Raw genomic sequence first — 23,916 nt, 5'->3', positions numbered from 1 at the left:
ATGGACAGAGTCACCATCGAAGCGGTCAACCTCGAATTCGCCTACGAGCTCAAACCCGTCTTGCGTGATGTGAGCCTGCGCGTCGAGCCGGGCGAGTTGTACACCGTCCTTGGTCCCTCCGGCTCGGGCAAGAGCACCTTGCTGCGCCTGCTTGCCGGGCTCGAGCGGCCTTCGCGCGGCAACCTGCGCATCAACGACGTTGAAGTGCGCGACAACCCGCCGGCCGGGCGTGCCGTCGGCATGGTCTTCCAGAATTTCGCGCTGTGGCCGCACATGAGCGTCTTCGACAACGTCGCTTTTGCGCTCGACGAGCGGAGGATGCCGGAAGATGACGTGCGGCAACGCGTCGAGGCCATGCTCGAACTGCTTGAGATCGCACACAAACGCGACGCGCGTCCCGAACAGCTCTCGCTCGGCCAGCAGCAACGCGTGGCGCTGGCGCGGGCGCTGGTCACCGAGCCGCGCATGCTGCTGCTCGACGACCCGTTCTCCAACCTCGAGTCCGAGCTGCGCATCCAGATGCGCCGCGACCTGCGCCGCCTGCAGCGCCGGCTGGGCATCACCACCATCCTGGTCACCCACGACCAGGATGATGCGCTGGCGATTTCCGACCGCGTCGCGCTGCTGGCCGACGGCATCATCCAGCAGGTCGGCACGCCGGCGGCGATCTACGATTTTCCGGCGACGATCGCCGTGGCGCGCTTCGTCGGCGTCACCAACTTCCTTGCCGGTTATTTGCGGCGCCTCGACGAGAGCACCATCGAGTTCGACTCGCCCTTCATCGGCCGCCATGTCTGGCCGGCGACCCGCCAGGCCAAGGCCGACGGGCCGGCGGTGCTGTCTGTGCGCCCGCACGCGCTGCGCATCATGCCGATCGACAGCTTCCGCGACGGGCGTTACGCCTGGCTCGAAGGGCGCCTCCTGGCGAGCGAATTCCTCGGCGAAAGTGTGCGCTACCAGGTCGAGGTCGGCGGTATCCAGCTGAGCGTCAACCAGCCGCACTTCACCGGCGCGCCGGTTTCGCCCTACGGCACGCCGGTGATCGTCGGTTTCGAGCCGGCGCAGGCGCGGCTCTTCGCCGACCCCGGCGCCGACCTGTTGCCGGTCGAGTTTGCTCCGGTGAGTTCCGTGACTTCGGCCTGAGCCCGCCATGGACATCCTCAAGCTGCGTTCCTTCGTCATGGTTGCCCGCCTCGGGCACCTGACCCGCGCGGCTGAGAAGCTGTTCCTCACCCAGCCGGCGGTGACCGCGCACATCAAGGCCATTGAGCAGGAGATCGGCCTGGCGCTCTTCGACCGGGCGCCGGGCAAGATCACCCTGACCCGCTCCGGCGAGATCCTGCTGGCGGAGGCCGAGCACGTCCTCACCGTGTTCGAGGGATTTTCCAGCAAGGCGCGTCAGATCAAGGGCGAGATCGCCGGCAACCTGCTCATCGCCAGCATCGATGATGCCGATTTTACCCGCCTGGGCAGTCTGCTCGCCAGCCTGCGCGACGCCTTGCCGCTGCTCCAGGCCAAGACCCGGCTGGTGCTCGCCGACGACGTTCTCGACGGCTTGGTGAATGGCACCTTCGACGCCGGTTTCTACATCGGCACCGTCGAGCATCCCGAACTGGCCGCCTTGCGCCTGCGCACGTTGACCTACTGTACCGTCGCTCCGGTCGCCTTTGCAGGCCGCATCGCCGGTGCCGGCTGGCGCGACGTGGCGGCCTTGCCGTGGATCGCCGCGCCGCGCCGTTCTCACGTCGCGCGCCTGTTGCGCGAGTTGTTCGCCCAGCAGGGCGTGGTTCCCAACGAGGCCGTCGAGTGCGAGCAGTTGCCGTCGATGCTCGACCTCGTCCGTTCCGGTTTGGGCCTGGGGCTGGTGCGCGAGGAGCTGGCGCTCGACGCTGCCGAGCGCGGCGAAGTCGTCATCTGGCCGCACGGCCGGATCGACGCCAGCCTGTCTTTTGTCCATCGTCTCTCGCGCGAGAACGACCCGGCCGTCGTCGGCATGCTCTCGGTCGTCCAGGAGCACTGGCAGCTCGTCCGTCGCGGCGGCTGAGCGTCTGGGTTTCGGAGCTTCGGTCCGCACGCGACCGATGCGGGACTGTAAAACGCTTTGCCGTGCCGTTCTCGGTGTGGCTTGAGTGTCGTTTCGCTGCAGCGGCATGCGCCGCCTTTTCCTCCTGTGTGTGATTCCGCGTCGGCGCCTGTGCGGAGGCTTGGCTTTTCAGCGGCCGGAAGCGTTGCGTGCTGGGCGCGGACGGTGTGGCGCAGCATTGCAGCTTGGGCCTCAGGGTGGACAAATGTCCTGCTTTAAAGTACATTTAATACAAATGTAAATAATTTGGGGTTTTGCGGTCTAGGAGGTCTTGGTTCTAAGACTCTCCGATAAGCGCTTTATTTCAAGATTGCCTCTGTCATTATTTATGGGTTTGACAGGGTTTGTGCGGCGATCTTGGCCCACGGCAGGTTTTGCCTGGGCTGGTTTATGGCGTCGGCAAAATATTTAGAATAAATGTAGATTTGCCGTCGTAACCTGCGCGGTCAGGCACTGGCCCGCACGTGTCCACGCGGAATGCCGCTGGCGCGATTGTGTTCCAAGGGGGGTGGCGCGTCGGGCGATTCCGTCTGTGTGCCGTCTCTTCCGGAACGTCGCTCCGCTACGCGGCCTTCCTTGCGGTGCGGTTGTCGGGCTTGGCGCGGCATCCGTTTTTTAGCGCGAAACGATTCCAGGGGGATTCCTCCTGCGTGTTTCGCGATCTCGAAAATTGGAAAGGAGAGTGCCGAATGACCTGCAAACAAAACCGAATTGGCATGACGCTGGGCGTGCTCGCGCTGAGTCTGGCAGCAACCCAAGCGGCGGCAGCCGAGTGTGGGCGGGTGAGCATCGCCAACATGAACTGGCAGTCGGCCGAAGTGCTGGCCGAGGTCGACAAGATCATCCTCGAGAAGGGCTACGGCTGCGAAGTCGAGTTGGTGCCCGGCGATACGATGCCGACCATGTCTTCGATGACCGAAAAAGGCCAGCCGGACGTGGCGCCCGAACTTTGGCCCCTGGCGGTCTATGTGCCGCTGACGGCGGCGATCAACGAAGGGAAACTCCACTACGGTGCTGATTCGCTGATCGACGGGGGAATCGATGGTTGGTGGATCCCGAAGTATGTGGCCGATGCCAACCCGGAAATCAAGACGATCGACGATGCACTGGCGCGTCCCGACCTCTTTCCCTTTGCCGATGACAAGTCGAAGGGGGCCGTTCATACCTGTCCGTCGGGGTGGAACTGCCAGATCTCGACGAATAACGCCTTCAAGGCCTGGGGGGCGGCGCAGAAAAACTTCGCGCTGGTCGAGACCGGCTCGGCGGCCGGCCTCGACGGCTCGATCGCCAAGGCCTATGAGCGCCGCCAGGGCTGGCTCGGGTACTACTGGGCGCCGACGGCCATCCTCGGCAAGTATGAGATGGTGAAGCTCGAGACCGGCGTGCCCTACGATGCCGAGGCGTGGATGAATTGCAACACCCGTGCGGATTGCGAAAATCCGAAGAAGAATGACTGGCCGCGCTCCATCGTCAAGACCGTGGTGACCGATCGCTTCAAGCGCGCCGAGCCGGAGGCCTTTGCCTACCTGAGCGTGCGCGGTTGGAACAACGAGACCGTCAGTGCGCTCCTCGCCTGGATGCAGGACAACCAGGCCACCGGTGAGGACGGTGCGCATCACTTCCTGAAGACATCGCCCGAAGTCTGGACGTCCTGGGTTAGCCCGGAAATCGCCGAGCGCGTCAAAGCCGGCCTCTAAGCTCCGGCGGCCCGTTCCTGGGCCGCATTCCCTGCATCCGCCGCACGCCGTTTCCGACGCTTCGCGCGGAGGCCTTTTCGCCTTCGGCGTTCGAGGCGGTGGGCGAGTGCGTCGGTGACGGATTTTCCGAACGCTCTGGCGCGGTCCGCCCGCACTGGCGGCATGGGTCGCGGGGGCGACCGTCCAGAGCCTTGAAAGGAGACATTCGATGTCTTTATGGAACGATTTTCCGGCCATGGAGGCCGAAACCCTGCGTCAGCTCAAACGCGCCGTCGATTCAGGCTTCCGCGAGTTCACGCGGGATTCCGGCGCGGGGATCGAACAGTTCTTCGCGCCCTTGGGGGATTTCCTCCTCTTCTGCGAACGCCTGTTGACCCAGTCGCCGTGGCCTGTGGTCATGGCGGCGGTACTCGCGCTGATCTGGCTGTCGTCGCGCTCGCGGCGCATCGTCTGCGGCGCGTTGGTGACGCTGCTGCTGATCGGCTATCTCGGCATGTGGCAGGACACCATGCGCACCTTGTCGATGATCTTCGTCAGCACCTTGCTGGCTGTCCTGCTGGGGTTGCCGGTGGGCATCGCGATGAGCCGTTCCGACCGCCTGCAGCGCTGGATCAGCCCGGCGCTCGACGTGATGCAGACGATGCCGAGCTTCGTGTACCTGATTCCGGTGGTGATGCTGCTGGGCATCGGCCGCGTGCCGGGGATGATCGCGGTGGTGATCTACGCCATTCCGCCGGTGATCCGCTTCACCAACCTCGGCATCCGGCTGGTCGACAAGGACCTGCTCGAAGCCGCCGACGCCTTCGGCGCCAACCCGCTGCAAAGGCTGTTGCAGGTGCAGCTGCCCTTGGCCTTGCCGACCATCATGGGTGGCATCAACCAGACCATCATGATGGCGCTGTCGATGGTCGTCATCGCCTCGATGATCGGCGTTCCCGGTCTCGGTCAGCCGGTGCTCAAGGCCATTGCCAATCAGTACTTCACCATGGGCATGCTCAACGGTCTGGCCATCGTCGGCATCGCCATCGTCTTCGACCGCGCTTCGCAAGCCTACGGCCGGCGCAAGCAACGTCATCTGGAGGTGCAACATGGATAAGCACAGCGAAAATCAGGTCGGGATCACCATCCGCAAGCTTTACAAAATCTTCGGCCCGACGCCCGAGCGCCATCTCGATGCGGTCATGAACGGTATGGATAAAGCAACCCTGCGCGATACGCAGGGGCACGTTCTGGGCTTGCGCGACATCAACCTCGAGATCCGTCCGGGTGAGATTCAGGTCGTCATGGGGCTCTCGGGCTCAGGCAAGAGCACGCTGATCCGGCACATCAACCGGCTGATCGAACCGACTGCGGGCGAGATCCTGATCGGCGGCAAGAACGTCCTCGAGATGGGCGCGCGCGAACTGCGCCGCTTCCGCAGCCATTCGACGGCCATGGTGTTCCAGAAATTCGCCCTCTTTCCGCACTACACCGTGCTCGAGAACGCCGAGTACGGCCTGCGCGTGCAGGGCGTTTCGGGCAAGAAGCGGCACCAGGCGGCGCGCCAGTGGATCGAGCGGGTGGGGCTTGCCGGCTACGAGCAGAGTTACCCCAACCAGCTTTCCGGCGGCATGCAGCAGCGCGTCGGCCTCGCCCGCGCGCTGGCCAACGATGCGCCGATCCTGCTCATGGACGAGGCCTTCTCGGCGCTCGATCCGATGATCCGCACCGACATGCAGTCGGTGCTGCTCGACCTGCAGCAGGAGCTGGCCAAGACCATCGTCTTCATCACCCACGACCTCGACGAAGCGCTGCGCCTCGGTGACCGCATCGCCATCCTGCGCGACGGCGAGATCATCCAGCAGGGGACGGGGCAGGAGATCGTCCTCAAGCCCGCCGACGAGTACATCTCGAGCTTCGTGCGCAACGTCAATCGCGGTCGGGTGATCCGTTGCCGCGCGCTGGTGGCGCCGGGCAGCATCGGGGTTCCGGTCGAAGGGCCATCGCTCGATGCCAACACGGTGCTGGAGGATGCGGCGCGCGTCCTCAGCACGGAAAACCTGGAGCAGGCCAACCTCGTCAGCCGGCGCGGGCGCCATCTGGGCACCGTTTCGCTCTCCGCCATCATTGCCGCGATGGTGCCGCAGCAGCAGGAAGGCGAAGCGGCGTCCGCGCCAACGCCCGTGGTCGCGGACGCATCGCCGCGTCTGCCCGATGCGGCGTGACGGCCCCCTTGGACAGCGGGTGGAAAATTGCGCCGCCACTGCCCGGGCGCGACGCCGACGGCGCGCTTGAAATGGTGGCGCAGGCCTAGGCGTTACTGTCCGCTGAGCAGTCGGTCGCGTGTCATTTCGGCGCAGGTGTTCACGCCGAGCATCGCCAGGTTGCGGTCGATCTCGTCCTTGAGCAGCTCGATGCCGTGCGCGACGCCGGCCTCGCCGGCGATCGACGCGGCGTAGCTGAACGGGCGGCCGACCAGCACGGCCTTGGCGCCGAGGGCCAGCGCTTTGAGCACGTCGGTGCCGCGGCGCACGCCGCCGTCGAGCAGCAGCGGCAGCTCCGGCACCGCGGCGGCGATCGCCGGTAGCGCGTGCAGCGGCGCGATCGCGCCATCGAGTTGGCGCCCGCCGTGGTTGGAGACGACGAGGCCGTCGGCGCCGCAGTCGCGGGCGAGGATTGCGTCGGCCGGGTCGAGGATGCCCTTGACGACGAGCGGCCCTTTCCACTGCGCGCGGATGCGTTCGAGGTGCGTCCAGTTGAGGTGGTCGCGGGCAGAAAAATCGCGGAGCACCGACGGAGAGATGATCGGTGCCCCGCGCTCGAAAAAGGAATTCTCGAAATGCGGGATGCCATGCGCGAGCAGGGTGCGGGCGAAAGTGCCGAGCAGCCAGCGCGGACGGGTGAGGCCGTCCCAGGCCAGGCGCAGGCTCGGGCGCAGGGGGGTGGAGAAACCATTGCGCACGTTGTTCTCGCGGTTGCCGGCCACCGCGAGATCGACGGTCACCACCAGCACCCGGTAGCCGGCGTCGGCGACGCGCCCGATGAGCGCGTCGATGCGCTTCGGAGCGCCCGGCACGTAGGCCTGGAACCAGCTGCGCGGCGCGGCCTGGGCAACGTCCTCCATGCGGATCAGCGACGAGCCGGCGAGAACCATCGGGATGTTGGCGGCCTGTGCGGCGCGCGCCAGGACGAGGTCGCCGCGGTAGGCGGTGAGTGCGCACAGCCCCATCGGCGCGATGGCAAAGGGGGCGTCCCAGGTTTCGCCGAAGAGTTCGACCGCCTGCGTGCGCTTGGAGACGTCGACCAGCACGCGCGGGCGGAAGGCGTAGTCGGCAAAGGCATCGCGGTTGGCCGCGAGCGAGGCGTTGCGTTCGGCGGCGCCGGCCACGTAGCCGAACAGCGGACGGGGCAGGAAGGCGCGGGCGGCGGGCTCGAAATCGTCGAGTGACAGGATGCCCGCCAGCCGGCGTGGCCCCTGGTGGGCGCCCGGATTGAGGTAGCTGCCGGCTTTGGCGAAGGTGCTGTCTTGCGCAGTCATGAAAGGCTCCGTGCAAACCGTTGATGCGCCTACTCTAAGCACCAATTAACTGCGAAGAAAGCGAAAAATTTTGTAGTAAGACAATACGAAAAAAGAGAATATGTTGACGGCAAGCTGAGCAAGTACGGCGCTTCTGCAAGTCTGCGCCCATCACCCGGAGCGATTTTCTCCGTGTGCTTGGTGTTCTCAGTGCTTAAAGCTTTTCGCCTTGTTTTTTGCCTTGCCTGCCGTGTCCGCCGCGCTTAAATGTCCTGACTGCCAAGCATGACCCTCAAACAGCTCGAAGCCTTTTACTGGGCCGCAACCTGCCGCAACTTCGCGGTGGCTGCGCAGCGCGTCAATCTCTCGCTCTCATCGCTCTCCAAGCGCATCGCCGAACTGGAAGCTTCGCTCGGGCAGGCGCTCTTCGACCGCGCCGGGCATCGCGCGGTATTGACCGAAGCCGGGCAGCGGCTGGTGCCGCAGGCGCATAGCCTGCTTGCCGCGGCCGAGGCACTGCGCGCCGGCATGGCGCCGGCGCCCGCTGAACTTCGCGGGCGCTGCCGCTTCGGCGTCGGCGAACTGAGCGCGCTGACCTGGCTGCCGCGTTTCGTCAAGACGCTCGGCACGCGCCACCCGGGCCTCGTCGTCGAGCCGGTGGTCAGTGTCGGCGCCGCGCTGGAGCGTCAATTGGCGCAGGGCGACCTCGACGTCGCCGTGATCGCCGGGCGCTCCTCGCACAGCGGCATCGCCTCGCAGCCGGTGGCCGAAGCCGCCTTCGTCTGGTGCGCCGCGCCCGAGGTGCTGCCCGCCGGCGCGCGGCTCGACGCCGCCGTGTTCGCGCGCTGGCCGCTGGTCAGCCAGCCGGCGGGCGCCGGCACCACCCGCCTGATCGACGATTGGTTACGCGCCCAGCGCGTGCCGGAGGTGCGGCGCATCGACTGCAATGCCTGGGGCGCCGTCGCCGGCATGCTGGTCGAGGGGCTGGGCGTTGGCATCCTGCCCGAGCCGTGGGCACGCGCGCTCGCCGCCGAGGGGCGCCTCGTCCTGCCCGCCGCTCGACCCGCACTCGCCGGCCTGCCTTACGCCCTGCACTGGCGGCGCGACGACACCCGCCCGCTGATCGCCGCGCTGCAGGCCGACGTGGCGACCGCGGTGGATTTTGCGGCGGCACGGTATTGAGGTTTTGCCTGTCGCGCAGCGGCGATGGGGGGTAGGGGCGCTGAGTGCGAGTCGCTTGAAGCGTTGGCCGGCCTCAGGGCTTCTTCCGCTCCGGAAAGTCTTCAACGCTCTTGCGCCCCATGATGAGGTCTTCGATGCCTTCCGGCGGAACGATGCGGTCGCGCTCGATGGCGGCGCGCAAGCGCTCGGTGGCCGGAAAGACGAGGCCGCGCTCGCGCAGCATGCTGATCAGCGTTTCCTTCCAGCGCTGCTGTTTACCCTCACGCGGCACATAACGAACCTCCGCACCACGTGCGAGTCCTGCCAAATCATGGTTATAGCCGTGCTCGAGCAGCCAGACGGCAATGTCGAAGCGACCTCTTCCGCCGATTGCATAATGTGGCGCTGAACCGCCGCGATCATGGGTGTTGATGTCGGCGCCGGCGGCAATCAGCGCCTTGATGTTATCCAACAAGCCCGCTTCGGCGGCCTTAAGCAGGGGGCGGTTGGGCTCCCGCTCACCCTTGCTGGCATTCACGTCGCCGCCGTGGCGGAGGGCCAGGCGCAGGAAATCCGGGCGCCCGCTGCCGGCGGCCATCACCGTTGCTGACCAGCCGCGCTCAATGATTGAGCCGTGCTCCTTGCGTCCATCGCCGTTGGCATCCCCGCGCCCCGACCCCTTCCCGCCCAGATTCGGGTCGGCGCCGGCCTTGAGCAGCGCTTCGAAGCCCTCCACGCTATCGGCGCAGATGGCCCACAACAGCGGCGGCACGGCGCCGTCTTCAAGCCAGTTGGCCAAGGCCGGGGTGTGCGCGATCAGGGACGCAACGGCGGTGGCGTCGCCGCGCGCGGCCGCGCGGACCACCGCCACGGCCTGCGGGTTCTGGTAGGCCTCGCCCAGCTTACGCCCGGCGCATTGAGTGGTGAACAGGCCGGCTTCGGCCGTAGACGTCTGTACGCTCAGGAGGACGGCGACGGCAAGAAGGGCGGAGAGGCGCATCGGGCAGTGTCCAGGTAGAGGCAAGGAAATCGGAACCTGCCGCAGGGTATTGTTGCTCTCTTTTTCTTGCCTGCTTCCCGTTCCGAGTCGGCGCCATCGTACGCCTTGTCATTGGCATCGATAATCGGCCGGAGGCCGTGTTGCGGTAGTTGTGGTTGTGACCTGGAAGGGGCATCGGGATGTGCCTTTCAGGGGGCAATTTATACCGTGTCGCAGTTAGCTATCGAGCAGTACGTCGATCTGGGCAATTATGAAGGCCGATTTCTATTTGCCGGAAATTAAAACCCCCTGACAGAGCAGGGGGGCAGTTTATTTCTTTGCAGTTGCTTTGTATGGCCCATCCGGGATTGCCCCATGGCCATAGAACGCTTGTCCGTTCGCTTGCCGGGTCAGCGGCATATAGTTGGGTGCAGCCCGGGCGATGGCGGCATTGACCATGGCTCCGATCAGGCCGCCTTGCGAATTATTTGGGCTATAGACCAAGCGCTGTCTATCCGTCCAAAGGGTTGCGCCATCCCGTCCAACAATCCGGTAATCGAACTCAACTGTGACCGTGGTCGACAGAACGACATATTGGGCATCCCAGCGGTTGATCGTGACATACAACACCGCGTCAGCGTCAAACAGCTTGGCCAGTTCCTGCGGCGACATTTGATGAACCCGCTCGGGTTCGTAGTAGCCTTCCTGTTCAAGGACGAATTTGCTGGTGTTGATGGGGAAAACGTAATAGCCCTTTTCTGCGACTGGGACCGGGAGTGTCGTAAGTACGTAGTTCTGGGCGTCAACGTCGAGCGATTTGTTGACGACGGGAACGACCAGAACCGATCTTGGCGCAGCGCTGGTGAAGGCGCTCAGGTCTTTCTTGGGCGGGGTGACGCATCCGGAGAGCCATACGCAGGAGGCGACCAGGAGAGTCCAGTAGCGGGTTCTCATTTCACGCCTCCTTCCTGCACATTTGCAGCCGTCTGGGGTTTGTTTCGCTGACGCTCGATGGACTGAATCAGTGCCGCCATCAACCCTTGGCTTTCGGGCCAGGCGGATCGCTCCTTTTCATAAAGTGCGCGGGCGTCGTCGAGTTTTCCAGATTGGTAGTAAAGCGTGCCCAACTCGGCATAAATTCCCGGCGGAACTTTCTGCTTGGAGGCTTCGAGTTCGCTGATCAAGGACTGCAAACCTTCCATCAGGCGCTCCGAGCGAGCCGGATCTTTGTAGGCGGCATAGAGGTCGTTTTCATACGAGCCCCATTGGTATTGCCGCGTCGTTACACAGCCCGAAAGCAATGCAACACAGAGCAGTGTCAGTAGTGTCCGCATTATTTCTCCCTAGCGGATGATCAGCGCGCGGACGACGCCGTCGGCGAGATAGAGGCGTTCGTCGAGCCATACCGTGCTGCCGGAAATCACCTGAACCCGGTGCGTCCCAGGAAAAATACGCAATACGGCCTTGCCTTCGAGGTAGGCTTCGACCTGCCCCATATCGAGTCCATCGACGTTCACTCGAGCTGTATTTGCAGCCGGGTTTTCAATCCGGAACGTGAGTGCCGGGCGCAGATCGACGACATTTGATTTTTCGGTCGGCATTTGGGTGCATGCCGTGGTCAGGAGAAATCCCACCAACACAAGAAGCAGATTGAGTAAGCGTTTCACTGCTTGCCTCCTTCAAAACGCACCACCAGTTGATCGCTCTTGTGTCCGTTTAGGCTGCCGGAAACCAGACTGGCTTGCGCGCCTTCGTTGAGTTCGCTGTCGCCAAAGGTTGCATCGATTCGGATCTGTGCTACTTCGCGTCCGGGTAGAGCGATGAGCGCGCCAGTTTGCGGCGACTTAATGCGTTCCCCCTGCGTTTGGACCGAAAAAATCATCCCAGGCTGGATGCCTTGGCTTTTTCCGCCGCCGATGAATACTTGACGTCCGTCAGCTTTGAGAATGTAGGTTTGCCATGGGCGACGAGCCATCTCGGTGGTCAAGCGATTCACCGCTTCAGAAACGGCTTGTCGGATCGCTGAGTCGTTCAGTGTTCCGTCGTAACCGGCACGAGAGCCAAAGCCGAATGTTGAAGCAGTTTCAGTGGAGGATTCTCCTGCGCCCGAAGTGGCGAAAAAGGCCTGTCCGGTTTTTACGTCAACCACCCGGATGTCTACCTTGGCAAAGGCGACTTGTTTCTTGCTGTCTGAAACAAAACCCGTCGCACCAACAACCTTACGTCCGAATTCCGTCAGAGAGCCGATAATTAGAGCATCAACCCCGATCAAATCCTGTTTGACGCCCGTGAGAGCCCCTTCAGCCTGAATGCGTGAGATGTCTGGACGCTCAAGAACGATGTAGGCATTGGTTTCAGTTAATGCCTTGCTCATCAAGTCGGTGACTTGCTTGCCGAGGGGATCACCATGGCTGTCACGAAGCAAGGAGCGGCCGTAGTTCGTTTCGTTTGTGATGCGGCCGAGGGCAATTTTGTGTTTGAGCGTTGGTGCTGCAGGGGGTTGTGCCTGCAAAGCTTGTTGCGCCTGCCGCTGTACTGTGGCGCTTTGTGGAGCATTTTGTTGTGTGATGTGTGGCGCTTGGGTTGCACAGCCGCTGAGCGCAAGAATTGAAAAAATGCTGAATAATTTATGTTTTGTATATGCCATGGTCCTCTCCAAAAAACCAATTGCATTTTACATATTCATGGCGTGTTGTGGAGAGAGTAATTGGATACCTTGCTCTCCCGTGCTATGACTACGAAGTGATCAGCACAAGATGCGGTTGAAGTTTTTGTGTGAAGAGCGGTAGATGGGGTAGTGACGGTTTTCTGTGTGGGCGGAATGATTTGCCCAGATAATTCAATTAGCCTCGCCGTTCACCCAGCGCAGTGCGTCCGCCAGGCTGGCGTTGAGCAGACCCAGTGTCAGTTGGGCGGCGGGGTGGGCGGCGAGGAGGGTGGCGCAGGCGTGTGCGTCTTCGGCGTCGTAGGCCTCGATCAGGGCGAGCAGGTGGCCGAGCGGGCCGGCGCGGGTGTCGAGGGCGGCGACGATTTCGGCTTCGAGGTCGATCTGGGCGATGATTTCGGGCATCGGCAGGCCGAGCGCGGCGGGCATCATCGACATCAAGCCGGCGATGAAGGCCTGGTCGGCGAGCGGGCGCTGACGCGGGTGGCTGCGTTCGGCGAGGATTTCCATCATCCGCCCGCGCAGGGCGGCGACTTGCAGCAGCGGTTGGCGTTGGGCGTCGGGCGCCTGGCCGGCCGGGGTCATGAGCAGCAGTTGCAGCCAGCGCATGAGCTGGCGCCGGCCGAGCAGGGTGATGGCCTGGCGCAGCGAGGTGATGCGCCGGCCGAGCCCGAAGCCGACCGAGTTGACGATGCGCAGCAGGTTCACGGCGAGCGCCGGCTCGTGCTTGATGCGCTCTTCGAGGCGCGCGGTGTCGACGTCGCGCGCGGCGAGGTTGATGACCTGGATCAGCCCGGCTTGGGTGGGGGAGAGACGGCGACCGCTGACGGTTTCGGCTTGCGCGAAGTGATTGCCCTGGAAGAGGTGAAAACCAAGGGCGCGGCAGCGGGAAAAATCGGCCGGGGTGTCGACGCCGACGGCTTGCAGCTTGAGTGGCAGGTGCAGGAGTGGGCCGGCGAGTTGTTGCAGCGCGTCGCCGTCGCGGCCGCGAATGTCGATCTGGATGATGTCGACCAGGGCCAGCAGCGGCCGGCTGCGCTCGTCGAGGCCGCGGTAGTCGGCCAGCGCCAGCGCGTAATGGCGTTCGCGCAGGGCGCGGCAGCGTTCGAGCGTGGGCGCGTCGGGGGCGAGGTCGGGGTCGAGGACGAGTTCGAGCACCACGCCGTCGGGCGGGAGCGCTTCGATGACGTCGTCGTGAATGAAGCCGGGGTCGGCGTGCAGGTAGGCGAGCTTTTGGCCGAGGGCGCTGCGGATGCCGAGCTCGGCGTAGGCAGCGCAGACCAGGGCTGCGACGCGGGTGTTTTCGGGCAGCGCTGGCGGGCTCCCTTCGGCGAGGGCGAGGCTGTAGCCGACGAGTTCACTCTTGGCGTCGAGGATGGCCTGGCGGCGCAGGAGAACGTGGTCGAGGGCGGAGACGCTCATGGTGGCGGCGCGGGCGAAGCTCCGGGTCAGTCCTTGGTCCGGTCGAGGTTGTTGGCCCAGGCCAGCGCGTGCTCGAGGCACAGGCTCACGGTGCGCTCGCCCAGTTCGGGATGGGCGCGGCGGGCAGCGAGGAGGGCGTCGCTCGGCGGCGCGTCGGCGACGTTTTCGCTGGCCGTGGCCAGTTCAAGCAGCGCGCCGAAGGGGCCTTGCCGGTCGACCAGCGCTTCGCGCACGCGCGCAGTCACCGGCAACTGGCCGAGGATGTCGTCCATGCTCACTCCGAGCAGCGCCGGGATCAGCGACATGATGCCGACCATGAAGGCTTGCTCGGCAAAGTCGCGTTGTCCGGGGCGGGCCCGTTCGGCGAGCAGTTCCATCATCCGGCCGCGCGTCGCGGCCAGGGCGAAGAGCGGGTTGCCGCTGCCGTTGCTGTCGCCGCGCTGCGGGCTGGTGTAGATGAGCAGTTGCAGCCAGCGCATGAGCTGGCGTCGGCCGAGCAAGGTGATGGCGTGGCGCAGCGAGGTGATGTGCGTCGACAGGCCTGAGCTGACGGAGTTGGTGAGCCGCAGCAGGTTCACCGTGAGCCCCGGTTCGAGCTTGAAGGCCTGTTCGATCGCTGAGGTGTCGGCGTCTTCCATGACCAGCGAGAGCAGGCGCAGCAGGACGGTTTGCGCGGGCGTGAGCTTTTTTCCGACGATCAGCGTCGGACGGGCGAAGTAGTAGCCCTGGAAGAGGTCGAAGCCGAGTTCGCGGCAGAGCGCGAGCTCTTCCGCGGTCTCGACCTTTTCGGCCAGCAGCTTCTTGCCCAGTGGTCGGAGTTGGGCGACCAGCGCGCGCAGCGCGGCGGTGTCGAGGCCGGCGATGTCGATCTTGATGATGTCGGCCTGGGCGAAGAGCGGGCGGTGCGCGGCGTCGGCCTGGACGACGTCGTCCATCGCCAGGGTGAAGCCGGCCGCCTTGAGCGCGGCGCAGCGGTCGATGACGTCCGGCGTCGGTGGTACGGTTTCGAGAATCTCCAGCACCACGAGTTGTGGCGGCAGGACTTCGAGCAGGTCGCTGAAGAGCAGCGCCTGATCGACGTTGATGAAGCCGCGATAAGGCCCGAGCGCGTGGTTGGCGGAAAATTCGGCGAAGGTGTTGGCGATCACCGTCGCGGTGGCCTGTGCGCCGTCGAGCACCTCGGCGCGATTGGCGGTGGCGATGGCGCCGTCGCGGAAGAGCAGTTCGTAGGCGAGCAGTTGCTGTTCACGCCCGAGGATGGGCTGGCGGCCGAGAAGGATGGCGCGGTCTTGGCTTTCGGACATGGGTGCGGTTTTCGTTTATTGGGCCTCGCGCGCGAGGTTGTTGGCCCAGCCCAGCGCCCGGCTCAGGCAGGCGTTGGCGAAGGGCGCATCGATCTCGGGACGCCGGGCGCAGGCCGCGGCGAGGGCTTCGGTGTCGTCGCGTTCGAGCGCTTCGACCAGCCTCAGCAGGTCGCCGAGTACGCCGGCATGCGCGTCGAGCGCGCCCTGTACGGCGGGGGCGACGGGCAGTTCGGCGAGGACGAGGGCCAACGGGCAGCCGAGCAGCGCAGGCATCAGCGAGAGAATGCCGGTCAGGTAGGCCTGGTCGATCAGCTCGCGCCCGCCGGTCGGCGCTTCCGGGCAGCGGTCGACGAGCAGCTCCATCAGTCGGCCGCGGGTGGCGGCGAGCTGGAGCAGCGGGCTGACGCCGTGTTCGTCGCCCGGCGTCGCGCTGTAGAGCAGGAGTTGCAACCAGCGCATCAGTTGGCGCCGGCCGAGCAGGGTGATGGCGTGGCCGAGCGAGGTGATGCGCGTGGTCATGCCGCTGCCGGCCGAGTTGGTCAGGCGCAGCAGGTTGAGGGTGAGCGCCGGCTCCTGTTTGAGCGCCTTTTCCACCGCGCTGTTGTCGGCGTCGCGGCTGAGCAGGGCGAGCAGGCGCAGGAGGGCGAGCTCGGAGGGCTGCAGCCGGCGCCCCTGGATGATCAGCGGGCGTGCGAAGTAGTAGCCCTGGAAGAGTTCGAAGCCCAGGGTGCGGCAGGTTTCCATCTGCTCCACGCTTTCGACCTTCTCGGCCAGCAGGGTGCGGCCGTAGGGGCGTAGCTCGGCGGCGAGCGCGGACAGGCGTTCAGGGGCGACGCGGCTCAGGTCGACCTTGATCACTTCGGCCAGTTCGAGCAGCGGCCGGCTTTGCGCCGGTGACTCGGGGCGCACCCGCACCGCCAGGGCGAAACCAGCGGCGCGCAGCGCAGCGCAGCGGGCCAGGATGGTCGGGCTGGGAATCACGGTTTCGAGGATTTCGAGGACGACGACATGCGCTGGAAGGGCCTCGATCAGGTCGCTGGTGAGCAGGCCCTGGTCGATCTTGATGAAGCCCTGGTAGGGGCCGAGGGCGTTGGCCATCGACAGTTCGCTGAAGGCGTTGGCGATGACCCGGGCGCTGGCCAGGTTGCCGTCGGCGAAGGCGGCATAATTGTCGCGGCCGCCTTCACGGAACAGGAGTTCGTAGGCGAAGAGGCGCTGTGCCCGATCGAGAATGGGTTGGCGGCCGAGAAAGCCGTCGCTGTGGGCCAAGTCTGTCATTACGGAAGCTCGCAGTCGGTCGGGTGAGCAGGGCATCTTAGCATCGCGTTCAGGCTCGAGGCGCGTCGCTCAAGGTGCATGGCGTAAAAAGTGCATCAGGCGGCGCGGCAGCCAGTCGAGGTGACCAGGCCAGTCGCCGCTGACGAAGCCGACGTGGCCGCCTTCGGCGGAAAAATCGAGGCGGACGGCCGGCGCCACCTCGTCCGCACCGGGCAGCGCTTGCGCCGGCAGGAAGGGGTCGTTGCGCGCATTGACGAGCAGGGTCGGCACCTCGATCGTGCGCAGCCAGGGTTTGCTCGAGGCACGCTGCCAGTAATCGTCGGCATTGGCAAAACCGTGCAGCGGAGCGGTGACGGCGTTGTCGAAGTCGTGCAAGGTCGTCGCGCGTTGCAGGCGCCGTTCGTCGAACAGTCCGGGAAAGCGCCGCAGCTTGGCCAGCGAGCGCGGCTTGAGGGTGGCCAGGAAGTGCCGGGTGTACAGGCGGTTGAGGCCGCGCGCCAGCTGATGGCCGCTGGCTGTGAGGTCGAAGGGCACGCTGACCGCGGCGGCGGCACGCACCAGCGTGCGTGCTTCGGCGCCGCGTTCCCCCAGCCATTTGAGCAGGACGTTACCGCCGAGCGAAACGCCGACGGCATACAGGGGGCGGTCGGGGTGGGCGGCGCGCACCCGACGCAGCACCCAGTCGATCTCGGCGCTGTCGCCGGAGTGATAGGCGCGCGGCAGGCGGTTGGCTTCGCCCGAACAGCCGCGAAAGTGCACCACGCCGCCGCCCCAGCCGGCAGCGGTCAGGGCGTGCATCAAGGCGCGCGCATAGGGGCTGCCGGAGCTGCCTTCGAGGCCATGGAAGAGGATCAGCAGCGGGTTGCGTAGCGGCGTGGGCCCTGTAGTCGGGTCTGCGCCCGGTTCTGCCGGCGGCGGGACGTGGGCATTCCAGTCGAGGTCGATGAAGTCGCCGTCCGGCGTTTCCCAGCGCTCGCGTCGGTAAGGATGGTCGTCGGGTTCGATGAGCAGGGGATAGACCGTCTGCAGGTGGCCGCCCGGCAACCAGGCCGGGGCACGGTAGGGCTGCGGATCGTCCAGGTCCACTGTGCGGCCTTTAGTGCAGCGTGCGCGGCTGCGCGTCGTCGGGAGCCGCTTCGCCGTCGCCGGCCGTCGACGTGTGGTGAGCGATCAGGCGCCAGCCGTCGGCGCCGCGCTGGAAGACGTTGGTCGACAGCATCGGCCCGTGCGGCGTCGGTTCGTCACCGAGGTAGAGCGTCTCGATGACGCTGTGCACGGCGAGCAGGCCGCCCTTCCACTGCACGCTGCGGCGCAGATGGACCGTCAGCCGCTGATTGCCGGAGAAGATCGCGCGCCAGCTCTCGCGGATTGCGCGCGCGCCGGTGAGGCGTTGGCCGGTGGGGTGGATGCAGACGATTTCCTCGTCCTCCGCCCAGACGTTCATCAGGGCGTCGAGGTCGGCGCGGCTGATGGCGTCGTAGAAGGCGTCTTCGGCGTCTTCGGGGGTGGTGTACAGGGTGCTCATCGGGGCGTCTCCGGCGGTGCTGAGGCGGCTGCCGGGCGGTCGTCCAGACAGTCTTCAAGGACGCGTTGCGGGCTGATGCCGTTCAAGCAGTCAAGGTGGCCAAGCGGGCAGGTGCGCTTGAAGCACGGGCTGCAGGGCAGGTTCAGGCTGACGATGCGGGCGCGCGGCGAGAGCGGCGGGGTGAAGCCCGGTGAGGACGAGCCGTAGACGGCAATCAGCGGCCGGTCGAGCGCGGCGGCGACGTGCATCAAGCCGGAATCGTTGCAGACCACGAATTCGGCCTGGGCGATGAGGTCGATGGCCTGGTCGAGCGAGGTCGTGCCGCAGAAATTGACGATCGGCATGCCGGGCGCGGCGAGGCCGATGATGTCGTCGCCGATCGCCCGGTCCTTGCCCGAGCCGAGCAGCCAGACGGTATAGCCGCGCGTGGCGAGATCTTCGGCGAGGGCCGCGAAATGCCGCGCCGGCCAGCGTTTGGCCGGGCCGTATTCGGCTCCGGGGCAGAAGATCGCAACTCGCGTTGGCCGGTCGATGCCGAGCGTGGCGTTGGTTGCCGCTTGCTGCGCCGGCGTCGAGGTGAGGCGCGGCAGGGGCAGCGGGCGCGGCAGCGGCATGCCGGGTGCCTCGGCGAGTTGCGCGAAGCGCTCGGCCATCTGCGGCAAGGCCGCCTTGTCGAGCACGTGCCGGCGGTTGAGCAGGCCGTAGCGCGCCTCGCCGACGAAACCGATGCGTTCAGGAATGCCGGCAAACCAGGGGACGAGCGCCGATTTGAGCGAATTGGGCAGGACGTAGACGCGGTCGTAGCCGCGCGCACGCAGGCTGCGCGCGAGGCGCAGACGGGCGCCGAGCGCGAGTTCGCCGTGCCCGAAGGGGCTGTCGACGACCTCGGCGATTTCCGGCATGCGCTGGAGAACGGGCGCCACCCAGCGCGGGGCGAGTGCGTCGAGCGTGAGGCCTGGGGTCGCCGCGTGCAGGCGTTGGAACAGGACCTGGGCCATGACGGCGTCGCCGATCCAGGCCGGAGCGACGATCAGGGCACGGGTTGCGGAGAGCGGATGCGAAGCGATTTCTGGCAAAACGGGAGATTCCTTACGACGGCTCAATGGCCCTTGGGCGCTTCACCGGAGAACACGTAGCGGGTGCCGCAGTACGGGCACTTCACCTCGCCGGTGTGCAGCACGTCGAGAAAAACGCGCGGGTGCTGCGACCAAAGCGGGGCGTTGGGCTGCGGGCAGTGCAGCGGCAGGTCGTGGGCGGTGACGGGGAGGGGACGTTGTTCGGCCATGATGGGTCCTGTAGGGGGCGGTCGGCGGAAGGTGGCAAAGGCAGTGGTTCAGGCCGGGAAGGTCTCGGCCGGGGTGAGATGCGGACAACTGCGGACGCCCGGGGAGGCGCACTGTGAGCGGGGCGCGAGACGGGGTGTCGCCTCGCGCCTGAGGAGGGGGGCGCCGTCGTCACCGATGCGGCCGTCACGATCAGCCATGGACACGGGAGAACCTCCGTCGGGCGTTTCGGGAAACGGAAATTCTAGCCGATTTTGTCGGTCGCTTGGCTGTAAAATGGTGGCTTTGGCCGCTGGCGGCGGGCCTTGGGTCCCGCGCGTCCGCGATGTTTCGTCCACCTGTTCTGAGTCCTCATGGTCTGGATGCCCCATGTGACCGTTGCTGCGGTCGTCGAACGCGAAGGCCGTTTCCTGCTCGTCGAGGAGGAGACGGACGACGGCGTGCGCTTCAATCAGCCGGCCGGCCACCTCGAGGCCGACGAATCCTTGCTCGAGGCGGTGGCGCGCGAAGTGCTCGAGGAGACGGCGTATGCGTTCGTCCCCGAGTATCTGGTCGGCATCTACCGCTGGCCGCATCCGACGCGCGACCTCACCTACCTGCGTTTCGCTTTCGGTGGCCGCCTCGGTGAACACGATGCCGGGCGCGCGCTCGATGCCGGAATCATCGCTCCACGCTGGTTGTCGATGGACGAAATTCTGGCCCGCCAGCAATCCGAAGCGCTGCGCAGTCCGCTGGTGTTGCGGTGCTGCGAGGATTTGCTGGCTGGTCGGCGTTATCCGCTTGACCTGCTGACGCATTTTTCAGGCGCAGCGGGGAGGGGGGCGGGCGCATGATCCTTGGGCGGCTGGCGAGCGCTGTGCTGGCCTGCGGGCTGGCGGTCTCGGCATGGGCGCAGGTGTCCACGGTGCCGGCCAGCGAAGGAGCGACGCTCAAGGTGTGTTTCAACTACGGCTGCCTGGCCGAGGCTGAGGTCAGTTTTTCCCCGGCTCAACTGGATGAAATCACGGTTTTGCTGCGCGCGGGCGATGCGGCCGGCGAGCGAGCCCGGCTGGGCGAAGCCATTGGCCGGCTCTACGCCTGGGCCGGGGCGCAATCGCCGATCGCTGCCGACAAGGGCGGCAATTTTGCCGACGACGCGGTTTATGGGCGCATGGACTGCATCGACCATTCGCTGACCACGACGCGCTTCCTGCGCCTTCTGGAAGCGCGGGGGATGTTGCGCTATCACACGGTGGAAGAGCGCGTGCTGCGCAGCCGCTTCCTGCTCTTTCAGCATTACGCGGCCCAGATCGTCGAGCGTGATTCCGCGCCGCGCGCGCAGCTTGAAGTGGCAGAAGTGCCGGGGGTGGTGAGCGATAGCCGCGACGCAAAGGTGGCGGCTATCCCGATGGCGGCGCGATTTGCCGTCGATAGTTGGTTTTATGATAATGGCCTGCCGGCGGCGATTCTGCCGCTGGCCGACTGGAATGCAGGAGAGGGTCCCGATGTCGGGTTCTGAAGGAAAAGGAAAGACGGTCGTCGTCGGCCTGTCGGGCGGCGTCGATTCCTCGGTGGCGGCGCTGCTGCTCAAGCGCCAAGGGTGGAACGTGGTCGGCCTGTTCATGAAGAACTGGGAGGACGACGACACCGACGAGTATTGCTCGTCGCGCCAGGACCTGATTGACGTGATGAGCGTGGCCGACACCATCGGCATCGACGTCGAAGTGGTCAATTTTGCCAAGGAATACAAGGAACGGGTGTTCGCCGAATTCCTGCGCGAGTATCAGGCCGGGCGCACGCCCAACCCCGACGTGCTGTGCAACTCGGAGATCAAGTTCCGCGCCTTCCTCGAGCACGCCCTGCAGATGGGCGCCGACAAGATCGCCACCGGCCACTACGCCGGGGTGCGCGAATTTGACGGGGCGTTCCAGCTGCTCAAGGCCGAGGACGGGACCAAGGACCAGAGCTACTTCCTGCATCGCCTCAATCAGGCGCAGCTGTCCAAGACGCTGTTCCCGCTTGCCGACACCTACAAGCGCGAGGTGCGCCGCATCGCCGAGGAGGCCGGGCTGCACGTGGCGGTGAAAAAGGATTCGACGGGGATCTGCTTCATCGGCGAGCGGCCGTTCAAGGAATTCCTGATGCGCTACCTGGCGCCGAAGAAGGGCGAAATCCGCTGCCTCGACGACGAGCGCGTGCTCGGCGAGCACGACGGCCTGACCTACCACACCATCGGCCAGCGTAAAGGGCTGCACATCGGCGGCACCAAGAACTACGCCCAGGGCGGCGAGCATGCGGCGTGGTTCGTGGCAAAAAAAGACATGGCGCGCAACATCCTCTACGTGGTGCAGGGGCACGACCACCCGGCGCTGCTTTCCGAAGCGCTCGACGCTGAGCAGTTGTCCTGGGTCGCCGGCCAGCCGCCGCGCGAGCATTGGGTCTATGCCGCCAAGACGCGTTACCGCCAGCCTGACGCACCGTGCAGCATCGAACGACTGACGGACGAGACCTGTCGCGTCGCCTTCGCCGAAAAACAGTGGGCGGTGACTCCGGGGCAGTCGCTGGTCGTCTATGAGAGCCGGGTCTGTCTCGGCGGCGGGGTGATCGTTTGACGCCGCTTTTCTGCGCACGATCGTTGGACCACGGAGCGTACGATCCCTGTGTTCGAGACGAGGCAGCGGGACCGGCGGGCGGGCGCCTGAACCGGCATCAACGCTGTTTTTTCTTCGCGTCCTTCGTGGTCGGATAGGTTTTCAATGCTTTTTTCCTCCTCGCAGCGCCTGCCGCTGCGCGCCGTGTTCTGGAGCGTGGCCCTGGCCGCGCTCGGCTACCTCGGCCTGTCGCTGTGGGCCGGCTGGCGCGATGTGGTGGCCGCCGTGGTGCAGGTCGGGCCGTGGGTGCTTGCCGGCCTGCTCGTCCTCTCGCTCGTCAATTACCTGCTGCGCTTTCTGCGCTGGGCGCGTTACCTCGCGCTGCTTGACGCGCCGGTGCCGTGGCGGATCAACCTCGACGCCTATTTCGCGGGTTTTGCGCTGACCACCAGCCCGGGCAAGGTCGGCGAGATGCTGCGTTCGGTGTTGCTCAAGCCGCACGGCGTGCCGCCCGCGGCGAGCGTCGCGGCGTTCTTTGCGGAACGGGTCAGCGACCTGCTGGCCATCCTGGTGCTCGCCGCCGTTGGCCTGTGGGCCTATGCGCCGGCGCGGCCGATTGTCGGGCTGGCACTGGCTGCCGTCGTCGTTGCCCTGCTTCTGGTGCAGTGGACGGCGCTGATCGCCGCCATCGACCGTTGGGCGCAGGCCCGGCCGCAGAAGTGGGCGCGCCTGGTGGTCAAACTGTGCGAGGTGGTGCTGCATTTTCGCCGCTGCTTCAGCCTGCCGGCGATGGGCATGGGGCTCGCGCTCGGGGTCGTCGCCTGGTTCGCTGAAGGGCTCGGTTTCTGGTGGCTGTTGCTGGCCCTCGATCATCCTCTGCCGCTCTCCACGGCGGTTTTCATCTACGCCTTCGCGATGCTCGTCGGTGCCCTCTCCTTCCTGCCTGGCGGCCTTGGCGGCAGCGAAGCAGCAATGGTGGCGCTGCTGTCGCTCAACGGCTTTCCCGAAGCTTCGGCGGTGAGCGCGACGCTGATCTGCCGCCTGGCGACACTGTGGTTCGCGGTCGGTCTTGGGGCGCTTTTCCTTGGGAGGCGGCGCGCATGAGCCTGACCGCCTGGGGGCAACTGCCAGCCATGCTGGCGCAGCGCGAACTGTGGTGGCATGACCGTCACGCGGCGTTGCCGGATGACACGGCGAGCCTGCTCGCCTACGGCAACGGGCGGAGCTACGGCGACGTGGGCCTCAACAGCACCGGCACCCTGCTGCACACGCGCGGCCTTGATCGTTTCATCGCCTTTGACGAAGCCACCGGGCGCCTCGTTTGCGAGGCCGGGGTGCTGCTTTCGGAGATTCTCGCCGTTTTCGTGCCGCGCGGCTGGTTCCTGCCGGTGACGCCCGGCACGCGCTACGTCACCGTCGGCGGCGCGATCGCCAACGACGTGCATAGCAAGAACCATCACGGCGCCGGCACTTTCGGCTGCCATGTGCATCGCTTCGAGTTGCTGCGTTCGGATGGCAGCCGGCGCGTCTGTTCGCGCCATGAACATGCCGAATGGTTCGCGGCGACGGTCGGCGGCCTGGGGCTGACCGGCCTGATTACCTGGGCCGAGATCGAATTACGGCGGATTCCGGGCGTGCACATCGACGTCGTGAACCGGCGTTTCGTCGGCCTCGACGAGTTCTTCGCCCACAACGCCGAACTCGAAGCGCGGCACGAATACACGGTGGCCTGGATCGATTGCCTCGCGGACAAGCCGCGCGGCATCTTCATGGCCGGCGACCACGCCGAGACGCCCGGTTTTACGGGCGCGCCGGCCCGCGGCGACGGCGGCCCGGCGGTGCCCTTCAAGCCGCCGATCTCGCTGATCAACAGCCTGTCGCTGCACGCCTTCAACTTCGCCTATTACCACCGGCCTGTGCCGGCGCAGGGGCGGGTGCATTACGCGCCCTTCTTCTACCCGCTCGACGGGGTGCGCCACTGGAACCGTCTCTACGGCCGGCGCGGCTTCTTTCAGTATCAGTTCGTCGTGCCGCAAACCGAACGTGCCGCGCTCGACGAAATCTTCGCCACCATCGCCGCGAGCGGACAGGGCTCCTTCCTGGCAGTGCTCAAGACCTTCGGCGAGCTGCCGAGCCCCGGAATGCTGTCCTTCCCCAAAGCCGGGGTGACGCTGGCGCTCGATTTTCCGAACCACGGTGAGGCGACGCTGGCCTTGTTCGCGCGCCTCGACGCCATCGTCGAAGCGGCCGGCGGCCGGCTCTACGCGGCCAAGGATGCGCGCATGGCCGGCGACTTCTTCCAGCGCAGCTATCCGCGCCTGGGCGAGTTTGCGGCCTACCTCGATCCGCGTTTCGCTTCGGATTTCTCACGCCGGGTGGGGATCGTGTGAGCGATGAAGCGGTGCTTGGTGGTCGTGTGGATTCCGTAGTTTCCGCGATGCACATTGTCGCGC

The 23,916-nt window shown here is 65.7% G+C and carries 24 protein-coding genes; 11 read left to right on the top strand and 13 right to left on the bottom strand.

Annotated features, from left to right (window positions below; all coding sequences use genetic code 11):
- The 5 genes from QMB55_RS03945 (at position 1) to QMB55_RS03925 (ending at position 5,984) form a co-directional block, all read left to right on the top strand.
- Positions 1-1,143 carry an ABC transporter ATP-binding protein gene (locus QMB55_RS03945; RefSeq protein WP_497587364.1) on the top strand — a complete coding sequence of 381 codons (1,143 nt, stop codon included), beginning with the start codon at positions 1-3 and terminating at the stop codon, positions 1,141-1,143.
- Positions 1,144-1,150: 7 nt separating this feature from the next.
- Positions 1,151-2,044, top strand: a complete 894-nt coding sequence (locus QMB55_RS03940) for a LysR family transcriptional regulator (RefSeq protein WP_497587363.1) — start codon at positions 1,151-1,153, stop codon at positions 2,042-2,044.
- Between the two features lie 728 nt (positions 2,045-2,772).
- Positions 2,773-3,780: an ABC transporter substrate-binding protein gene (locus tag QMB55_RS03935; protein WP_497587362.1), complete on the top strand. Its 1,008-nt coding sequence runs from the start codon at positions 2,773-2,775 to the stop codon at positions 3,778-3,780.
- 208 nt (positions 3,781-3,988) lie between these two features.
- Positions 3,989-4,876 carry an ABC transporter permease gene (locus QMB55_RS03930; protein ID WP_497587361.1) on the top strand — a complete coding sequence of 296 codons (888 nt, stop codon included), beginning with the start codon at positions 3,989-3,991 and terminating at the stop codon, positions 4,874-4,876.
- Positions 4,869-5,984: a quaternary amine ABC transporter ATP-binding protein gene (locus QMB55_RS03925; protein WP_497587360.1), complete on the top strand. Its 1,116-nt coding sequence runs from the start codon at positions 4,869-4,871 to the stop codon at positions 5,982-5,984. The genes QMB55_RS03930 and QMB55_RS03925 overlap by 8 nt, the downstream gene beginning before the upstream one ends.
- Before the next feature lie 92 nt (positions 5,985-6,076).
- On the opposite strand, the gene QMB55_RS03920 is transcribed toward QMB55_RS03925, so the two are convergent.
- Positions 6,077-7,297, bottom strand: coding sequence for an alpha-hydroxy acid oxidase (locus tag QMB55_RS03920; RefSeq protein WP_497587359.1), 1,221 nt, complete (start codon positions 7,295-7,297; stop codon positions 6,077-6,079).
- 264 nt (positions 7,298-7,561) lie between these two features.
- Between QMB55_RS03920 and QMB55_RS03915 the strand changes: the two genes are divergently transcribed.
- Positions 7,562-8,458 (top strand): LysR family transcriptional regulator, encoded by an 897-nt coding sequence (locus QMB55_RS03915; RefSeq protein WP_497587357.1) that lies wholly within the window; start codon positions 7,562-7,564, stop codon positions 8,456-8,458.
- A 73-nt stretch (positions 8,459-8,531) separates the two neighbouring features.
- Here the strand turns inward: QMB55_RS03915 and QMB55_RS03910 are convergent, their stop codons facing one another.
- From QMB55_RS03910 to QMB55_RS03855, 12 genes are all read right to left on the bottom strand, one after another.
- On the bottom strand, positions 8,532-9,437 hold the full coding sequence (locus QMB55_RS03910) for an ankyrin repeat domain-containing protein (protein ID WP_497587356.1): 906 nt from the start codon (positions 9,435-9,437) through the stop codon (positions 8,532-8,534).
- A gap of 309 nt (positions 9,438-9,746) precedes the next feature.
- Entirely contained in the window at positions 9,747-10,370 is a 624-nt protein-coding gene (locus QMB55_RS03905; protein WP_497587355.1) for a DUF799 domain-containing protein, read from the bottom strand.
- Positions 10,367-10,750: a DUF4810 domain-containing protein gene (locus QMB55_RS03900; protein WP_497587354.1), complete on the bottom strand. Its 384-nt coding sequence runs from the start codon at positions 10,748-10,750 to the stop codon at positions 10,367-10,369. Before QMB55_RS03900 ends, QMB55_RS03905 begins: the two co-directional genes overlap by 4 nt.
- A 9-nt stretch (positions 10,751-10,759) precedes the next feature.
- Complete coding sequence (locus QMB55_RS03895) at positions 10,760-11,083, bottom strand: hypothetical protein (RefSeq protein ID WP_497587353.1); 324 nt, start codon at positions 11,081-11,083, stop codon at positions 10,760-10,762.
- Complete coding sequence (locus QMB55_RS03890; protein ID WP_497587352.1) at positions 11,080-12,063, bottom strand: CsgG/HfaB family protein; 984 nt, start codon at positions 12,061-12,063, stop codon at positions 11,080-11,082. The genes QMB55_RS03895 and QMB55_RS03890 overlap by 4 nt, the downstream gene beginning before the upstream one ends.
- 192 nt (positions 12,064-12,255) lie before the next feature.
- Complete coding sequence (locus QMB55_RS03885; RefSeq protein ID WP_497587351.1) at positions 12,256-13,503, bottom strand: EAL and HDOD domain-containing protein; 1,248 nt, start codon at positions 13,501-13,503, stop codon at positions 12,256-12,258.
- Positions 13,504-13,529: 26 nt separating this feature from the next.
- Entirely contained in the window at positions 13,530-14,807 is a 1,278-nt protein-coding gene (locus QMB55_RS03880) for an EAL and HDOD domain-containing protein (RefSeq protein WP_497587350.1), read from the bottom strand.
- A gap of 15 nt (positions 14,808-14,822) precedes the next feature.
- Positions 14,823-16,085: an EAL and HDOD domain-containing protein gene (locus QMB55_RS03875; protein ID WP_497587349.1), complete on the bottom strand. Its 1,263-nt coding sequence runs from the start codon at positions 16,083-16,085 to the stop codon at positions 14,823-14,825.
- A gap of 69 nt (positions 16,086-16,154) precedes the next feature.
- Positions 16,155-17,171: a hydrolase gene (locus QMB55_RS03870; protein ID WP_497587348.1), complete on the bottom strand. Its 1,017-nt coding sequence runs from the start codon at positions 17,169-17,171 to the stop codon at positions 16,155-16,157.
- A gap of 10 nt (positions 17,172-17,181) precedes the next feature.
- Positions 17,182-17,610 carry a YybH family protein gene (locus tag QMB55_RS03865; RefSeq protein WP_497587347.1) on the bottom strand — a complete coding sequence of 143 codons (429 nt, stop codon included), beginning with the start codon at positions 17,608-17,610 and terminating at the stop codon, positions 17,182-17,184.
- The gene (gene waaF / locus QMB55_RS03860; RefSeq protein ID WP_497587346.1) at positions 17,607-18,686 is read right to left on the bottom strand and encodes a lipopolysaccharide heptosyltransferase II; all 1,080 of its coding nucleotides are present in this window, start codon (positions 18,684-18,686) and stop codon (positions 17,607-17,609) included. The genes QMB55_RS03865 and waaF overlap by 4 nt, the downstream gene beginning before the upstream one ends.
- Positions 18,687-18,709: 23 nt before the next feature.
- A complete protein-coding gene (locus tag QMB55_RS03855) occupies positions 18,710-18,895 on the bottom strand; it encodes a zinc-finger domain-containing protein (protein WP_497587345.1) in 186 nt (61 codons plus the stop codon).
- 351 nt (positions 18,896-19,246) lie between these two features.
- On the opposite strand from QMB55_RS03855, the gene QMB55_RS03850 reads away from it, so the two are divergent.
- The 5 genes from QMB55_RS03850 to QMB55_RS03830 all read left to right on the top strand — a co-directional run bounded on the left by QMB55_RS03850 (position 19,247) and on the right by QMB55_RS03830 (position 23,853).
- The gene (locus QMB55_RS03850) at positions 19,247-19,726 is read left to right on the top strand and encodes an NUDIX hydrolase (RefSeq protein WP_497587344.1); all 480 of its coding nucleotides are present in this window, start codon (positions 19,247-19,249) and stop codon (positions 19,724-19,726) included.
- Positions 19,723-20,391 (top strand): hypothetical protein, encoded by a 669-nt coding sequence (locus QMB55_RS03845; RefSeq protein ID WP_497587343.1) that lies wholly within the window; start codon positions 19,723-19,725, stop codon positions 20,389-20,391. Before QMB55_RS03850 ends, QMB55_RS03845 begins: the two co-directional genes overlap by 4 nt.
- Positions 20,378-21,484, top strand: a complete 1,107-nt coding sequence (gene mnmA, locus QMB55_RS03840) for a tRNA 2-thiouridine(34) synthase MnmA (protein WP_497587342.1) — start codon at positions 20,378-20,380, stop codon at positions 21,482-21,484. Before QMB55_RS03845 ends, mnmA begins: the two co-directional genes overlap by 14 nt.
- Before the next feature lie 144 nt (positions 21,485-21,628).
- Positions 21,629-22,567: a lysylphosphatidylglycerol synthase transmembrane domain-containing protein gene (locus QMB55_RS03835; protein ID WP_497587341.1), complete on the top strand. Its 939-nt coding sequence runs from the start codon at positions 21,629-21,631 to the stop codon at positions 22,565-22,567.
- On the top strand, positions 22,564-23,853 hold the full coding sequence (locus QMB55_RS03830) for an FAD-binding oxidoreductase (RefSeq protein ID WP_497587340.1): 1,290 nt from the start codon (positions 22,564-22,566) through the stop codon (positions 23,851-23,853). Before QMB55_RS03835 ends, QMB55_RS03830 begins: the two co-directional genes overlap by 4 nt.
- The last annotated feature ends 63 nt before the right edge of the window (positions 23,854-23,916 follow it).

Origin of the sequence: Propionivibrio sp., from assembly GCF_041441355.1 — a bacterium.
In the GTDB taxonomy this organism is placed as follows: domain Bacteria; phylum Pseudomonadota; class Gammaproteobacteria; order Burkholderiales; family Rhodocyclaceae; genus Propionivibrio.
Note: the sequence above shows the minus strand (reverse complement) of the source record. Positions and strands in the feature narration are given on the sequence as shown.

Excerpts from the sequence above, each read along its gene's own strand:
- QMB55_RS03945 (WP_497587364.1), top strand. The coding sequence starts at position 1 with ATGGACAGAGTCACCATCGAAGCGGTCAACCTCGAATTCGCCTACGAG.
- QMB55_RS03940 (WP_497587363.1), top strand. The coding sequence starts at position 1,151 with ATGGACATCCTCAAGCTGCGTTCCTTCGTCATGGTTGCCCGCCTCGGG.
- QMB55_RS03935 (WP_497587362.1), top strand. The coding sequence starts at position 2,773 with ATGACCTGCAAACAAAACCGAATTGGCATGACGCTGGGCGTGCTCGCG.
- QMB55_RS03930 (WP_497587361.1), top strand. The coding sequence starts at position 3,989 with ATGTCTTTATGGAACGATTTTCCGGCCATGGAGGCCGAAACCCTGCGT.
- QMB55_RS03925 (WP_497587360.1), top strand. The coding sequence starts at position 4,869 with ATGGATAAGCACAGCGAAAATCAGGTCGGGATCACCATCCGCAAGCTT.
- QMB55_RS03920 (WP_497587359.1), bottom strand. The coding sequence starts at position 7,297 with ATGACTGCGCAAGACAGCACCTTCGCCAAAGCCGGCAGCTACCTCAAT.
- QMB55_RS03915 (WP_497587357.1), top strand. The coding sequence starts at position 7,562 with ATGACCCTCAAACAGCTCGAAGCCTTTTACTGGGCCGCAACCTGCCGC.
- QMB55_RS03910 (WP_497587356.1), bottom strand. The coding sequence starts at position 9,437 with ATGCGCCTCTCCGCCCTTCTTGCCGTCGCCGTCCTCCTGAGCGTACAG.
- QMB55_RS03905 (WP_497587355.1), bottom strand. The coding sequence starts at position 10,370 with ATGAGAACCCGCTACTGGACTCTCCTGGTCGCCTCCTGCGTATGGCTC.
- QMB55_RS03900 (WP_497587354.1), bottom strand. The coding sequence starts at position 10,750 with ATGCGGACACTACTGACACTGCTCTGTGTTGCATTGCTTTCGGGCTGT.
- QMB55_RS03890 (WP_497587352.1), bottom strand. The coding sequence starts at position 12,063 with ATGGCATATACAAAACATAAATTATTCAGCATTTTTTCAATTCTTGCG.
- QMB55_RS03885 (WP_497587351.1), bottom strand. The coding sequence starts at position 13,503 with ATGAGCGTCTCCGCCCTCGACCACGTTCTCCTGCGCCGCCAGGCCATC.
- QMB55_RS03880 (WP_497587350.1), bottom strand. The coding sequence starts at position 14,807 with ATGTCCGAAAGCCAAGACCGCGCCATCCTTCTCGGCCGCCAGCCCATC.
- QMB55_RS03875 (WP_497587349.1), bottom strand. The coding sequence starts at position 16,085 with ATGACAGACTTGGCCCACAGCGACGGCTTTCTCGGCCGCCAACCCATT.
- QMB55_RS03865 (WP_497587347.1), bottom strand. The coding sequence starts at position 17,610 with ATGAGCACCCTGTACACCACCCCCGAAGACGCCGAAGACGCCTTCTAC.
- QMB55_RS03855 (WP_497587345.1), bottom strand. The coding sequence starts at position 18,895 with ATGGCCGAACAACGTCCCCTCCCCGTCACCGCCCACGACCTGCCGCTG.
- QMB55_RS03850 (WP_497587344.1), top strand. The coding sequence starts at position 19,247 with ATGGTCTGGATGCCCCATGTGACCGTTGCTGCGGTCGTCGAACGCGAA.
- QMB55_RS03845 (WP_497587343.1), top strand. The coding sequence starts at position 19,723 with ATGATCCTTGGGCGGCTGGCGAGCGCTGTGCTGGCCTGCGGGCTGGCG.
- mnmA (WP_497587342.1), top strand. The coding sequence starts at position 20,378 with ATGTCGGGTTCTGAAGGAAAAGGAAAGACGGTCGTCGTCGGCCTGTCG.
- QMB55_RS03835 (WP_497587341.1), top strand. The coding sequence starts at position 21,629 with ATGCTTTTTTCCTCCTCGCAGCGCCTGCCGCTGCGCGCCGTGTTCTGG.
- QMB55_RS03830 (WP_497587340.1), top strand. The coding sequence starts at position 22,564 with ATGAGCCTGACCGCCTGGGGGCAACTGCCAGCCATGCTGGCGCAGCGC.